Annotated in this window: 11 protein-coding genes and 1 CRISPR repeat array; all 11 genes read right to left on the reverse strand. The window is 39.0% G+C overall.

The window, feature by feature from the left end; all coding sequences use genetic code 11:
- The first annotated feature begins 95 nt into the window (after positions 1 to 95).
- Positions 96 to 4,313: direct repeats of the CRISPR family, unit length 37 nt; unit sequence GTTTCAATCCTTGTTTTGTTGGATGTCGCTCTTGAAT.
- Positions 4,314 to 4,421: 108 nt separating this feature from the next.
- Genes cas4 through ANME2D_RS00940 form a run of 11 tightly spaced genes read right to left on the reverse strand, consistent with a single transcriptional unit; the run spans position 4,422 to position 13,774 of the window.
- Positions 4,422 to 5,027 carry a CRISPR-associated protein Cas4 gene (gene cas4 / locus ANME2D_RS00895; protein ID WP_241763289.1) on the reverse strand — a complete coding sequence of 202 codons (606 nt, stop codon included), beginning with the start codon at positions 5,025 to 5,027 and terminating at the stop codon, positions 4,422 to 4,424.
- On the reverse strand, positions 5,024 to 5,317 hold the full coding sequence (gene cas2 / locus ANME2D_RS00900; RefSeq protein ID WP_048088324.1) for a CRISPR-associated endonuclease Cas2: 294 nt from the start codon (positions 5,315 to 5,317) through the stop codon (positions 5,024 to 5,026). Before cas2 ends, cas4 begins: the two co-directional genes overlap by 4 nt.
- A gap of 11 nt (positions 5,318 to 5,328) precedes the next feature.
- The gene (gene cas1, locus ANME2D_RS00905; protein WP_048088326.1) at positions 5,329 to 6,297 is read right to left on the reverse strand and encodes a CRISPR-associated endonuclease Cas1; all 969 of its coding nucleotides are present in this window, start codon (positions 6,295 to 6,297) and stop codon (positions 5,329 to 5,331) included.
- Position 6,298: 1 nt separating this feature from the next.
- On the reverse strand, positions 6,299 to 6,682 hold the full coding sequence (locus ANME2D_RS00910; RefSeq protein WP_048088328.1) for a DUF86 domain-containing protein: 384 nt from the start codon (positions 6,680 to 6,682) through the stop codon (positions 6,299 to 6,301).
- Positions 6,648 to 7,109 carry a nucleotidyltransferase domain-containing protein gene (locus ANME2D_RS00915; protein ID WP_048088330.1) on the reverse strand — a complete coding sequence of 154 codons (462 nt, stop codon included), beginning with the start codon at positions 7,107 to 7,109 and terminating at the stop codon, positions 6,648 to 6,650. The genes ANME2D_RS00910 and ANME2D_RS00915 overlap by 35 nt, the downstream gene beginning before the upstream one ends.
- Entirely contained in the window at positions 7,106 to 7,765 is a 660-nt protein-coding gene (locus tag ANME2D_RS00920) for a CRISPR-associated endonuclease Cas6 (RefSeq protein ID WP_048088333.1), read from the reverse strand. The genes ANME2D_RS00915 and ANME2D_RS00920 overlap by 4 nt, the downstream gene beginning before the upstream one ends.
- A 6-nt stretch (positions 7,766 to 7,771) precedes the next feature.
- Positions 7,772 to 8,194: a hypothetical protein gene (locus ANME2D_RS17750; RefSeq protein WP_157833891.1), complete on the reverse strand. Its 423-nt coding sequence runs from the start codon at positions 8,192 to 8,194 to the stop codon at positions 7,772 to 7,774.
- Positions 8,191 to 10,422, reverse strand: coding sequence for a CRISPR-associated helicase/endonuclease Cas3 (locus tag ANME2D_RS00925; protein ID WP_048088334.1), 2,232 nt, complete (start codon positions 10,420 to 10,422; stop codon positions 8,191 to 8,193). The genes ANME2D_RS17750 and ANME2D_RS00925 overlap by 4 nt, the downstream gene beginning before the upstream one ends.
- On the reverse strand, positions 10,419 to 11,159 hold the full coding sequence (cas5, locus tag ANME2D_RS00930) for a CRISPR-associated protein Cas5 (protein WP_048088336.1): 741 nt from the start codon (positions 11,157 to 11,159) through the stop codon (positions 10,419 to 10,421). Before cas5 ends, ANME2D_RS00925 begins: the two co-directional genes overlap by 4 nt.
- Before the next feature lie 9 nt (positions 11,160 to 11,168).
- Positions 11,169 to 12,053, reverse strand: a complete 885-nt coding sequence (gene cas7i, locus ANME2D_RS00935) for a type I-B CRISPR-associated protein Cas7/Cst2/DevR (RefSeq protein WP_048088338.1) — start codon at positions 12,051 to 12,053, stop codon at positions 11,169 to 11,171.
- Positions 12,050 to 13,774, reverse strand: a complete 1,725-nt coding sequence (locus ANME2D_RS00940; protein ID WP_048088340.1) for a hypothetical protein — start codon at positions 13,772 to 13,774, stop codon at positions 12,050 to 12,052. Before ANME2D_RS00940 ends, cas7i begins: the two co-directional genes overlap by 4 nt.
- Positions 13,775 to 13,781 lie beyond the last annotated feature (7 nt).

Genomic DNA, 13,781 nt, shown 5'->3' on the forward strand with positions numbered 1-13,781 from the left:
ATCGCTTAGCACAAATATGATTCAGGATACTATTCGGAACTACGACCGATCGGAAGTACTGTTGTTGGCACAAGGTATATATATTATAAGAATCTGTTTCAATCCTTGTTTTGTTGGATGTCGCTCTTGAATACTACCCCTTTCCTCGTTCGCTTTAGAACATCTGGTTTCAATCCTTGTTTTGTTGGATGTCGCTCTTGAATAGCGTAACGAGCAAATCGAGCAGGGTAGATAGTGCCGTTTCAATCCTTGTTTTGTTGGATGTCGCTCTTGAATTATAGATAGAACCGAGATCAAAAATAAGGAAACCAGTTTCAATCCTTGTTTTGTTGGATGTCGCTCTTGAATATTACTGTTGCATTCTTATCTTTCTGAAGCGCCAGGTTTCAATCCTTGTTTTGTTGGATGTCGCTCTTGAATTGTAGTTTATGCATCTTTTGGGGTTCATGCCTCCTGCGTTTCAATCCTTGTTTTGTTGGATGTCGCTCTTGAATAAATATACTTCTGCCATTTATATCACCGACTATCTAGTTTCAATCCTTGTTTTGTTGGATGTCGCTCTTGAATCCTGGCCATTCCTGCGGACTCGTTTTTCCCCAACCAGTTTCAATCCTTGTTTTGTTGGATGTCGCTCTTGAATTGATATGATTCTACTCTTTTCATTTTCTAACATTGAGTTTCAATCCTTGTTTTGTTGGATGTCGCTCTTGAATTTTATCGAGCAAATGAGCGAACTGTATCCTGATTCGTTTCAATCCTTGTTTTGTTGGATGTCGCTCTTGAATCCATAGCGGAACGGCTAACGCTGCCGTGAAGTATATGTTTCAATCCTTGTTTTGTTGGATGTCGCTCTTGAATCATACCAGGCATGCCTTTACAACCATCCATACACACAAACAAATTTCGTTTCAATCCTTGTTTTGTTGGATGTCGCTCTTGAATCGGGTTTCCGTGACACTTATTTATATTTATTCATGAGTTTCAATCCTTGTTTTGTTGGATGTCGCTCTTGAATCCTGGGAGTGGGGAAAAAACACTAAGACACGTCATTCCGTTTCAATCCTTGTTTTGTTGGATGTCGCTCTTGAATTATGCAGCTTGGTATTGTTCACCCTCCAAACATTTTGTTTCAATCCTTGTTTTGTTGGATGTCGCTCTTGAATTGCAGTATTGAACAGTGAGTGGAGAAATGTATCTTTATGTTTCAATCCTTGTTTTGTTGGATGTCGCTCTTGAATTCCACGCGTGAGGTCATCGCGGCAGGTACCTCGTGTTTCAATCCTTGTTTTGTTGGATGTCGCTCTTGAATAGATGGATAAGGAGGTTTTAAAAGATGGATAACGAATGTTTCAATCCTTGTTTTGTTGGATGTCGCTCTTGAATAAGCATCCCGTGCTGCGCAAGGCGGTTGAGCTCGTGTTTCAATCCTTGTTTTGTTGGATGTCGCTCTTGAATTGGATCACCTGCGTATGATGTATGATAGCACTCCCGTTTCAATCCTTGTTTTGTTGGATGTCGCTCTTGAATGCACATCACATGCCAGGAGTGCGTGAGGGATCTCAGTTTCAATCCTTGTTTTGTTGGATGTCGCTCTTGAATTCTAGAACCTCAGACATTTAAACGCCAGCCAACAACCTGAGTTTCAATCCTTGTTTTGTTGGATGTCGCTCTTGAATTGGTGCTCATATGTCTTTTCGTGTGAAATTTGACAGTTTCAATCCTTGTTTTGTTGGATGTCGCTCTTGAATTTGTATAAGGTCTACCTGTTTTTCGACCGATACAGGTTTCAATCCTTGTTTTGTTGGATGTCGCTCTTGAATTATGGTGCTCATATGTCTTTTCGTGTGAAATTTGATGGTTTCAATCCTTGTTTTGTTGGATGTCGCTCTTGAATAATCCCACAGGTTACATACATGCAATAGTATATATATGTTTCAATCCTTGTTTTGTTGGATGTCGCTCTTGAATGCTATGGGAGGTAATGCGGGCTTACCCGCATCCTTGTTTCAATCCTTGTTTTGTTGGATGTCGCTCTTGAATTCTCCTTTTTCTACAAGTTCTTCCGCCTGTCTTTTGTTTCAATCCTTGTTTTGTTGGATGTCGCTCTTGAATGCCTCTGCCCTATAGCTTGCAAGCGTCTTGCCGTTGCGTTTCAATCCTTGTTTTGTTGGATGTCGCTCTTGAATTATGGGGAGTGATCCGACAAGGAAACTTCCATCGAGTTTCAATCCTTGTTTTGTTGGATGTCGCTCTTGAATGTCGCAACGCCCCCGGGGCTACCTTAGCGTATCAGCTTGTTTCAATCCTTGTTTTGTTGGATGTCGCTCTTGAATAAGGAAAGTCGTTGAGCTGCAGCACAGACTCAGCATGAGTTTCAATCCTTGTTTTGTTGGATGTCGCTCTTGAATGGCACCGGGGCCGTTGCGACAGCGCAGTAAGACAGCCGTGTTTCAATCCTTGTTTTGTTGGATGTCGCTCTTGAATTAAAAGGTAATTTCCTGGTAGGATCCCTTACAAGTTTCAATCCTTGTTTTGTTGGATGTCGCTCTTGAATCCAAGAACCGGATCTGCCAAGAACAAGATCTCTAGGTTTCAATCCTTGTTTTGTTGGATGTCGCTCTTGAATCAACGCATAACGAAACACCTATTATTATCAGGCCCTGTTTCAATCCTTGTTTTGTTGGATGTCGCTCTTGAATGGTATAACGGCAGATGGAAACTGGAGAATCATAAGTTTCAATCCTTGTTTTGTTGGATGTCGCTCTTGAATTCAGATGCTACATGCGACCTGAAGCCAAAGAAACTTGGTTTCAATCCTTGTTTTGTTGGATGTCGCTCTTGAATATATGGAAAATCAAGAACCAGAAAACCAGGAAACAGTGTTTCAATCCTTGTTTTGTTGGATGTCGCTCTTGAATTCATTGAGACTACGATTGCACTATGTCCAAACTGCCCGTTTCAATCCTTGTTTTGTTGGATGTCGCTCTTGAATGCGATACTATAGGAGATTCAGGGCTCAGGGTCTTTAGTTTCAATCCTTGTTTTGTTGGATGTCGCTCTTGAATTAAACGACTTGCGATATTTGTACCACCAGGACAGACGGGTTTCAATCCTTGTTTTGTTGGATGTCGCTCTTGAATAGTAGTATCGACAACCCCGGACTTCTCAGCTTTTTCGTTTCAATCCTTGTTTTGTTGGATGTCGCTCTTGAATGCGATAGCCTGAAGGATGGTGATATAGACAATATTATGTTTCAATCCTTGTTTTGTTGGATGTCGCTCTTGAATACGCTCCCACAGTCCTGACATCGTTTATCCCATTTCTGTTTCAATCCTTGTTTTGTTGGATGTCGCTCTTGAATCTTCTCTCTCTGTCTGTAAGAAGCTTCTTTTTTAGTTTCAATCCTTGTTTTGTTGGATGTCGCTCTTGAATGCGAATGTTGCTATTACGTTAGGGGTAGTGGCTCCAGTTTCAATCCTTGTTTTGTTGGATGTCGCTCTTGAATCTTTCGGTTCAGGATGTTAGGAATGATTTAGCTATGTTTCAATCCTTGTTTTGTTGGATGTCGCTCTTGAATAATTCGTACTTCGCATAAGGAACAGGACTCCCAGACTCCCGAGTTTCAATCCTTGTTTTGTTGGATGTCGCTCTTGAATCTTAAAACGTTATCGAATAAGCCCATGTTAGCACCCTGTTTCAATCCTTGTTTTGTTGGATGTCGCTCTTGAATTCAAAAAAAACAGTCCAGACAGATCTATCTAAACAGTTTCAATCCTTGTTTTGTTGGATGTCGCTCTTGAATAGGCTGTAATCTTCCCGGTCGGTCTGCTGTGCCTCGGTTTCAATCCTTGTTTTGTTGGATGTCGCTCTTGAATACCATTCAAAAAAGGTTTCGTCTGTATGCTACCCAGTTTCAATCCTTGTTTTGTTGGATGTCGCTCTTGAATACTAAACCGTAAATCTAAACGGTCGCCTGTATTTCTGTTTCAATCCTTGTTTTGTTGGATGTCGCTCTTGAATTCAAAAAGATGGAAGAGGCGCAAAAGGCAGAGAAGGAGTTTCAATCCTTGTTTTGTTGGATGTCGCTCTTGAATGCTGCTTTTTCTCTTCTAGCTATATCCCTTGCTTTATGTTTCAATCCTTGTTTTGTTGGATGTCGCTCTTGAATCATACGGGTTTTATGCGTAGAAGGATTATAGAGGGGTGTTTCAATCCTTGTTTTGTTGGATGTCGCTCTTGAATGTGCAGATAGACAGCCAGGTAAGTATTCAGATCAGTTTCAATCCTTGTTTTGTTGGATGTCGCTCTTGAATAGCACAAATTTTCGCCTATTCAGGGCAAAATAGGCATTATTATACCTTAATTTTTGCGGTTAAAATTCTTACTGCAAAATTATTGATTGGTTTATAAGGATAAGAAAATCACATGCAGATGTTGCTGTAACAGCAATCCAGACATTTATTCTTATTCTTGGTCTTACCTGGATAAAAGCCTTTGTCAATGATATCAAGGATCTCATTTATGATCTCGATTCCTCTCTTGAGGTCTTTTTCTGTAAAATTAACCTCTTCAATTCGGTTATTGCTTCTTGTAAAGCATATAAACCCTTTTTTAACATTGATATTATAGTTCTCTTGTATCATTATAGCATGCAGGACAAGCTGGAATTTATAGGTCTGATAAATCTTATCCTTGAATTCTGCGAACTTGTATTCAAAAGGTGCTGCCGTCCCATCATCAAGGAAAAGAACCTCATCCACTATACCTTTAATATGGTTCTTTTTCGATGCGATGAACACATTCAGCTCTTTTCTCACAACACCTAACTTCTTCCTCAGGTATTCGGGGTTTGTTATCCGCTTCTGCTCATGTACCTCCCTCCCTTTAAGTACCTTAAAGCGTGATTCCTCATGCTGCGGGATATCAAGGCAGTGCATAAAATAGATAAAGCGCGGGCAGAAGAGGTACTCAAGCACATCGGAAATATTGATTATCGTATCCCCGCCTGTCATGGTATCAATACTCAAAAGAATTTAGTCAGTACTTCATCGCTAACAAGCTCTTTATCAAAAGCCTGGCCGAGTAGCTTTACCTTCCTGAAAGACTCATCATCCATAGGGAAAACATATACCGAGTCAACATCAGGATCAATGATCTCTTCGCATTCCAGAGCCAGGGAATCCCTCTCATTCGCATTGAGCGTACCAAGAAAAACGCTCTTCTGCACGCGGTATAACCCTTTATCAAGGCATATGCGGGCGACCTTACTGCGCGCGCTGTTCTCTACAATATCATAAACTACCCATACCATTGTCATTTTATTCCCTCCTATTTTATCAGACCATTGGCTATGCTGTGGCATTCCATCTGGATTGTGTTCCTGATCTTGATATTGCGCCCTCTGTATTCGATCTCTCTATCAAGGGTCTCATTGACCGCTTTGATCAGCACTGCCTTGCCGTCTTTATTCAGGTACAATCCGCCCGGGATCTTATCGAACAGGCCATCATGAACCTGTTTTTTCGAAAAGAGGTTAACAACAGTCCTGTCGATATGTATCCTGAATATCTCTATAAGATCGAACACAAAGGATTTCTTGTTATAATTGTCGGTATGCAGGAAGCCCATGTAAGGATCAAGCCCTGCAATTATGCACGCTTTCTCAACCTGGGAATACAGGATACCATAGCCGTAGTTGAGAAGACAGTTGAAGGCATCCTGCGCAGGATTGCGGCTTCGGCCGCTGAACTTCCAGGCATCGGGCATGATGTTGCTCAATGCCTCAAAATACGTAAGGGATGCCATACCCTCTGTTCCCATGATCGAGCCGCGCTTCCCATCAAGTGAGCCTCTCATGCTCATCAGGTCATCCTTTAATTGCTCAAGCTTCGAAATATACGGTGTCAGCATATCATAGGCATCAGGACGGTTCTTTTTCAGGTCTTTTAAGAGAACCGTCTGGTTCTCAAGCTTCTGCACGATCCAGCCGCGCGCCATATTGAATCCCACAATTGAGGCCCCGGCCTCCAGTTGCCGGCGCCGGATAAGTGTTGTGCTCCCCAGCTTTGAATGCCATACCCTCCCGTACGGGTTACCGTTAAAATCAAGAAAAACTATGTCGATATTGTTCTCAACCGCGAACTCGATGGCATCTGTAGTGATGGTCGCGGATGTGGTGATAAGTATGCTGTCCACTTTGTCAGCCGAGACCTCAAGGTTCTTATCATCGTTCTTTACAAGGAAACAGTTCTTTTCCTTCTTGAGATACGCGCCGCGCGTGTTTATTACAAGCTGCATGTCAATACTCTGCTATTTTTACAATGATCCCTTTTAGCTCATCGATTCTTGATAGCGCTTCGTTTATGATATCCATATCGAGGTGGTTATACCTGTGGACAATGAAATTCCGCACACCGTTCATCTGCCGTAAAAAATCCGCCTCGCTTGTTGAGAGAATCCCCTCACGGGTGATTCTCTCAATGTTTGTTGCGTCATCCTCGACCTTGAGTCCCATATCCCTTATTTTCATGGCTATTATGTCCATCGAGATCTCGATAGCTACCTCAAGTGCATACAGCAAAGCGCGCTCAGTTACTTCATCCTCTATCCTGTGGGTTAAAATGAACTCCTCTTCTCTGATGAATCTCTCAAACTTTGAGAGGTATCTGTCTTTTTGAGTCAAGCCACTTCCTCCTTGTTTTTTCCATCTCTGATACTGTGCAAAAACTGTTGTTCATAATCCTGTGCCTCATATCCTCCCATTTTTTTCTGAAACCATACAGATAATAAGAAATCTGGGGTTCATTACCGAAGATTATCATATATTTCTCGATAACGCCCATCTTAACGTAGAGCGGCAGATCTTCAAATATTTTTACATCATACCTGCCGCCGACTTTTGTTAATATCCGGGTTAAAACTTTGCGTGTTTTAGGCTTGATGATGCAGATATCTATATCTGAGCGCTCATCAGCAGTACTCCTGGCATATGAACCGTAGAGTAAAATGCCTTCAACCTCACCGCTTATAAACTCAAATTCCTTCTTCAGTCTGGCAATGAGGGCATCAGGAGATAACTTATCTTTCGCTGGAGCTTTTTTCTCGCTCATGGCTGGCTGCACCCCCTCACAGCGCCGAAACCTCTTGAAACTGATTTCCCTATGCCGAGGTTATCAGGTATCAGGAAGTTGGCGCAGAATCCTCCTGTGAAGGTCATCATGTTCACATCCTTAAGCCTGTTTTTCCTGATCCTGACCCGGAGATCGCATTTTATCGTACCAGGCACCTGGTAGTCCAGGGATTTTGACATGGAGAGCAGGTTCCCGATAAGCGTTTTTCTCAGGAATTCATTTCTCTCATCGCTGCGCAGCCCGTAGTACCTCATATAGTTCTCCTGGTTCAGCGCCAGCCACGGGGTAGCGAACTCGTACGAATATATCATGTCAGCCAGCCCGAATTCCTGGTTCCTGACAGAAATTCCCTTCTCAACGATCTCATACATATCCTCGCCAAGTTTTATTTCATCATATTTATCATAGATCTCTTTTAGAACCCCGGCGCCGTCATTGATGCCGATCACCATTGGCGCGCCGTCTATCATCTTGTACTGCACCAGCGGATAACGGTAGATGAGCTTATCGGCGCTGTGCTGGTGGAGCAGGGAGTACTCGTTGAATTTTGTGGCGAAGAAGCCGCGTAACTCTGAGGCGGAGGCGCGGATCGGGCGGGAGGAGGCGAGGGTGAGGGTGAAGGTTTTCAGGAGCATATCTTTTCACATTTTGAAGCACTTTGGTCTGTTGCAGCATCCGGCGCCGGGGTTGCGACCCCAGACCCCGGTGAGGCGCCGCTCTTGAGCGGGGTTTTCTATAAGTCGATGGCTGCATGAAAATCTTTTTAGAATGCTCGGCGCCACGATAGGGAACTGATGCAGTTTCGGTTTATCGAAAATATAAACCGCAGATGAACGCAGATGAACGCAGATTGGTCGGGTTTTCATGCTCTCCAAGATGCCCGGCGCGCCGTCTATCATCCTGTACTGCGCCAGCGGATAGCGGTGGATGAACCTATCGGCGCTGTGCTGGTGGAGCAGGGAGTACTCGTTGAATTTTGTGGCGAAGAAGCCGCGTAAAAGCGAAGCCGAGGCGCGGATCGGGTGGGAGGAGGCGAGGGTGAAGGTGAAAATTTGAAGATTCATATTATTAAACTTGAAACCTGAGTATCTTCTGTAAATTGGGCTCCAATTACACTATCGTATTTCATATCACAAAAGGTAATGTCGCCGTGTTGCTCTTTATGCTTCTGAATATACCAATAGGGCATTTTTACTTCGTACAATCTGCGCTGTGAAGGGGATGAATTCAATACTTCATCTTTATAAATCAATGGAATTACAGGAACCTGAAGATATTCAATTTTTCTTGTTGTATCATTTTTATCTTCTCGATTCGGATTATCAAAAATTCCCATGAGTCTTTTTTGTGTTACAGTATATTGCTTACTCGCATCAACAAAATATTGCGATTTTTCAATTTCAATTCCTGAATAAACATCCTCAACAATTTTAATAAGGTCATTTTCTGTTAATTTTTCTGGGGAAATTTTGAAAATTTCAAAAGATCGTTCTAATAATTTGCTATCTTCAGGGTCATAAATATTTTTCGATATATCAGATGCTTTGAATATTGATATCCAACTATCTGATTTCTCTCGTTTTCGATTAACTCTTCCGGCCCTCTGAACGATTGCATCAGGCGGTGCACACTCACAAAACATCGTATCAAAATCAATATCGAGAGAAACTTCTACAACTTGAGTAGCAATCAAAAGTTTTTGATTGTCAATATATTTCTCTTTTTCTTTCCTATCTCTTAAGATGAATTTAGAATGATAACACATCGGATTTAAATATTCTAATTTTTTGTAAAGCTCCTGACATTTTGCCACATTGTTAACCACAACTAGTGTTTTTGTGCCTCTATTAACTGAATTTTCAATTTCTGAAATTGCATCATCAATATTTTTATCAATTATTTTATAACTATTTCTGCATGAATTCAATAAAGTTTCATCTCGTATTATATTAACATTTGGAAGGGTTTTTGAAAACAAGTTAATCAAATACTCTGGCAGAGTTGCGCTCATAAGCATGAAACGCGTTCCTAATTTCGAAAAGTGTTTAATTGATTCGATAATAAGTCCTAATGTCCATGAGTCGTATGAATGAATCTCATCGATTATTATTACGCTGTTGGCTGCATTTGCTTCTATCAATGCCCATTTCCCTGAATTAAACCCTGATGTTAATAACTGATCAATTGTAGCAACAGTTGCTGGTTTAATAAAAGACTTATCAAAAAGGACGTTTCTTACATTCTCAGGATTATCTTCTTCGTCTTGAAACATGAAAGAAGCCGTGGAGTGTGTAAGCCCTACATTTCCTTTGCCAAAATAATCTTCTAATCTCGTAAAAATACTGTTTGCAGTAACCATTGTAGGCAAAAGATAGATAAGTTTTCCTCCACCCATATTTTGTAAATTATTTAATGCCCATAATAGAGATGCTTCTGTTTTTCCGCTTCCGGTTGGCGCAATCGCAATGACATTACATAAGGTACGACCGCATTCTTCTTGGAATGGTCTAAGGCCATTAAATTTTATTTTTTTCTCTACGCATCGTTTTTCAATCTCTTTAAATAAGTCATCAGCATGCGTTTTTAAGGAGTAATTAACATCTATTCCGGCTGATCCATGCCAATCAGCGTAATGGAGGATTGCTTTTAATAGTAAATAGGTGATTCGAATTGCCTGTGGGTTTTTATAATCTTCACATATTTTAGTAAAAGCACCATCGTAGCTGATTAATTTAGTAACTTCAACATAAGGGTTACAATTGAGAATCGATATTTTTGGAAATGAAAAACCTTCTTTTTCAAAAATTTTTTCAGCCTGTATTATTGCAAGTTTTATTCCTTCATCACAATAATTAGGTTTTTCACTAACACCTTCCCTTGAAAATGATTGTAAAATAGGATCTATTTTTTTGTGATGCCCTAAAATTGCTAGAGCCTCAATCGGTAATTTACCAATCAACTGTCCTTCTTGTTTAAATAAAGCTAAACCACCTAATAAAGCAAAAGGAAAAGATACTAGTTCATGTCTGTAATTTTCCCGTTTATTAAATCGTTCACCTTTTCGCTTTGCTTGCATCATCCTCTGAAAAGGTTCAATATTTTTACCAATATCATGTAGCACAACCGTTAAAAGTGAGCTTTTTAAAAAACGTTCCTCGCTGAATCCAAACTCTTTACATACTCTCTGAATTAGACTCTTTTTAGCTATTACGGTCTCTTTCCAAGCTTTATACGCTGCATTAATGTGAACGTCATATAGTTGATCTGGTTTAGCCCAAAAAGTAGTGTTCATTGGAGGACAACCTTTTTGCCATCTATGATATAACCCTCAATTGATTTTTCAACAACTATGGGCGTGCTAACAAAAGTAAATGACTTTCGCTCAATAACTCTCCTTTCATCTCCTTTAAACTCAAATCTTGTTGGTAGAAGAAATACTTGTGGAGTATAGATTGTTTGAGTTATAGGAATTAAACTAAAATCAACATCGGGCTTATAGGATTTTGAAACATCTTCAGGTAAAATCGTATACTCAAATTGATTAAGTTTCTCTGCTTGTAATGTTATAATGTTAGAGATTGTATAAATCTTGAGAAGATCATCACTATTTCCTGCTGTTAAAGCATAAACCGGTGAGAGCATTGCATTTCTCAATTCTTCAAGAGGGTCGAGATTGTTAGAGGCGAAATATATTATAAAATCATTATAGCAAAGATATTCACGAATCAAAATACTATAATGTCTGCGGTTTTTTATATCCTCACTTGTATAATTTTTTTCCTTACCAGTTAGCTTCCTGTAATTCCAGAGATCTTTCATCATGCCTTTATGTTTACCGTAAATACTAACTAAAATTTCATTTTTATCGGTATATTTATGTGCATTTTCTAAGTTCAATCCTAAAGCTGCACCTATCATGCCGATAATTGTTGTTTTTGGTGGTAAAGGTAATGTTTGATGGAAAGTATGTGTCTCAGGTACACGGAAAGAGGCGGTAATTGCAATCCCTTTAATTGAAAAAAGGAACATACCTATCCTCTATACATAATGTTGATCTATCCATTTAGCTATTTCATCAAAAGCATCTCCGATAGACTTTGAATTTTCTATATCGCCTATAAAGAAGCCTTTTCGTACCCCAATTACCGAAGATACTATTTCTGAATTGTAATCTTTTAAAGTTTCTTTTATCATATCAACATTGAGTTTTTTCCCTTCAACCTGAACACTTTCGAGAAAGATCGGATTCTTGGTTTTAAGAATGGCAGCCGCAATAAATTTTGGAGAAATATCTGCAAGAAATCGAGTTTGTCTGCCAGATGCCCATAGATTTTTTACTGCTGAAAGTAGGTCTTTTACTCTTGCAGCTTTTTCTTTATTATCTAAGTCTTTTTCAAATCCATCGCCTGAGCCGACTCTATCAAGTTCGATAAGAATCGTACCTCTGTAAAGACCGGAATGAATTTCAGTCTCAAATATGTTTGGGTCGCCGCCAGATTTTACACCCATATAATTTGTACCAAAATCAAGATCACCCTGATAAGAATTAAGAGCTATTAAAGGAGACACTCGAACAACAGAAGTGCGTTTAGTAGCTTTTCCTTTAGTTTTTCCTTCTGCTCCTTCGGTTCCCATATATCCAAACAAATCATCATCAATATACTTATCAGGTTCTTGTTTAGTCGTAGCTGCTCCTTTTGATATTGATGCAGCAATCCCTTCTGAGAGCGGTCTTCCTAATACTTCCAGTTGATTTCTCAGTGCTCTACGGACAGCCTGAGAAGAAACATACGGGAATTGTTCTACACCAACTGAAATTTTTTTAATGCTTGATATATTATCTGTTTCTTTATCCGATCCATTTAACGAGGCAAATGACACCGGCGTTAAATATGTCAATGTCAATGCTTTTGCATTTTTCATTGTTTTTCCTCCTTGATTTTAATATTAGTATCCGTATTTTGTTCTTTTCTATTCTCAGCATTGAAAGTATTTAATGCAGCAATCATGCAAAATTGCTTAAATTCAGCAAAATTATCTCCAATAGCCTGTCCTTTATTGTATAAGTCAGCAGTTACTAATGCTCCATGTTTTATCTGAATTCTATTAATTTCATTAAGAAAATCTTCTTGTTTTCTTGTTTTCCTCAATCTGAAAAGATCTCCTTTGCCTTTCTTTCCGCTTGGGCCAACACTTTTTCCAATTGTCTTCCCCAAACTAACCGCTGTATCAATTATTTCTTGATTCATTTTGCCTCCATCTTCATTTAATATTTTTTCATATAATATAACAAAATCATTTAATTGTCTAATATATTGGATTTTTGATTTATTAATCCTATAAACGTGTTGTTCTACAAGTTCTACGATACTTTGCTTTCGTAAAATCCTTTCACATATTCTATTTCTTACAATGGTTTTACTTTCGTTCTTTGGTTGATCAAACTCGATTAAAAGAGTCATTGTGTCGTTTATACTGATCTTATTTCTTTCAAGGCGATCTAGTAATCTGAATAAATAAACTGAATCCTGAAAAGGCCAGATCATTTTTCCCATTTGTGTATCACCGAGAGCTTCAGTATACATTACAAAAAATTCAATGGGAGCTTTACAAAGTGTAATATCAAAAAGTTTTTCATAATCAAGTTCGTAATCCTCATCTGTTGAACCTTTAGAGGTTTTTCTAATCATAACAATTCGGTACAGTGAATACAAAAAAGCAAATAATTGCTCAAATGGTTTCTGAAAATAGCCGCCAAGATTATGCTTGAAATTTCGAAGTAAATTTTGATCTTCAATTTTAATAGCTCGTAAACTACTAAATATATCATTCATTTTTTCTAAGCTGGATGAATACGGAAAATATATATGGTAACTGTCATTACTTATCGTATAGAAGCCATTAACAGGTACAAATTTTCCAATAAAATCACATTTCCAGCAGACTTTCTCAGGTCTACCACCGGCTGAGTTGAATGATAATGCCCCCGAAGAACCAGAAATCATTGGAAAAACTGTACCACCAATCTCACTTAATGAATGTGAATAATCCCCACAAATAAAACATTTTCCTTTGGGTTTTCCTTTTTTAAAATTTATTTCAACTTTAGGTTGTATTGCATTTGGTCCATCTATAAGTAAACTTGAAGACCCAATTTTTAGGTTATTCTCAACAAGAAATTTATCAAGTCGCTCTTGTAGATGTGCATAATCAATTGGAAGAATTTCCTTTTTTATTTTCTTTCCAGATTCAATTACCTCTTTTTTCTCATATTTTACTTCATCTTTAGTATACCTCGGAGCTTTATTAAAAATCAAACCAGCGATTCCCATCGATTTTACTTTTGGAAATCGAACAAATTTATCCGCTTTCGAATCATAATAAAATCCAGCGTTCTCCCTTTTTTGTTTATCTGTTGAAGTGTTGTAGTATTGAGATAGCAGAGACTTGTAGGTTTTGTGAAAAAATTTATCTAAATTAGATTCAGTTCCTTTGAATAAAACCCCATTATCATTCAATTCTATTTCAACTCCCATTTCTTCGGGATTTTCATCATTAGCAATCCGATATAATCCCAATAGTCCCGAATCCATCCAGAAATGATTTAGTTTAGGAAAATTAACTTCTATAAAACCTTCATTCATTTTTACA

The sequence above is a fragment of the Candidatus Methanoperedens nitratireducens genome (assembly GCF_000685155.1).
Taxonomy (GTDB): domain Archaea; phylum Halobacteriota; class Methanosarcinia; order Methanosarcinales; family Methanoperedenaceae; genus Methanoperedens; species Methanoperedens nitratireducens.

What these genes read in the sequence shown, in the direction of transcription:
- ANME2D_RS00925 (WP_048088334.1), bottom strand. Translation starts at nt 10,422, where the DNA reads ATGAACACTACTTTTTGGGCTAAACCAGATCAACTATATGACGTTCAC.
- cas5 (WP_048088336.1), bottom strand. Translation starts at nt 11,159, where the DNA reads ATGTTCCTTTTTTCAATTAAAGGGATTGCAATTACCGCCTCTTTCCGT.
- ANME2D_RS00920 (WP_048088333.1), bottom strand. Translation starts at nt 7,765, where the DNA reads ATGCTCCTGAAAACCTTCACCCTCACCCTCGCCTCCTCCCGCCCGATC.
- cas2 (WP_048088324.1), bottom strand. Translation starts at nt 5,317, where the DNA reads ATGACAATGGTATGGGTAGTTTATGATATTGTAGAGAACAGCGCGCGC.
- ANME2D_RS17750 (WP_157833891.1), bottom strand. Translation starts at nt 8,194, where the DNA reads ATGAATCTTCAAATTTTCACCTTCACCCTCGCCTCCTCCCACCCGATC.
- cas1 (WP_048088326.1), bottom strand. Translation starts at nt 6,297, where the DNA reads ATGCAGCTTGTAATAAACACGCGCGGCGCGTATCTCAAGAAGGAAAAG.
- ANME2D_RS00940 (WP_048088340.1), bottom strand. Translation starts at nt 13,774, where the DNA reads ATGAATGAAGGTTTTATAGAAGTTAATTTTCCTAAACTAAATCATTTC.
- ANME2D_RS00915 (WP_048088330.1), bottom strand. Translation starts at nt 7,109, where the DNA reads ATGAGCGAGAAAAAAGCTCCAGCGAAAGATAAGTTATCTCCTGATGCC.
- cas7i (WP_048088338.1), bottom strand. Translation starts at nt 12,053, where the DNA reads ATGAAAAATGCAAAAGCATTGACATTGACATATTTAACGCCGGTGTCA.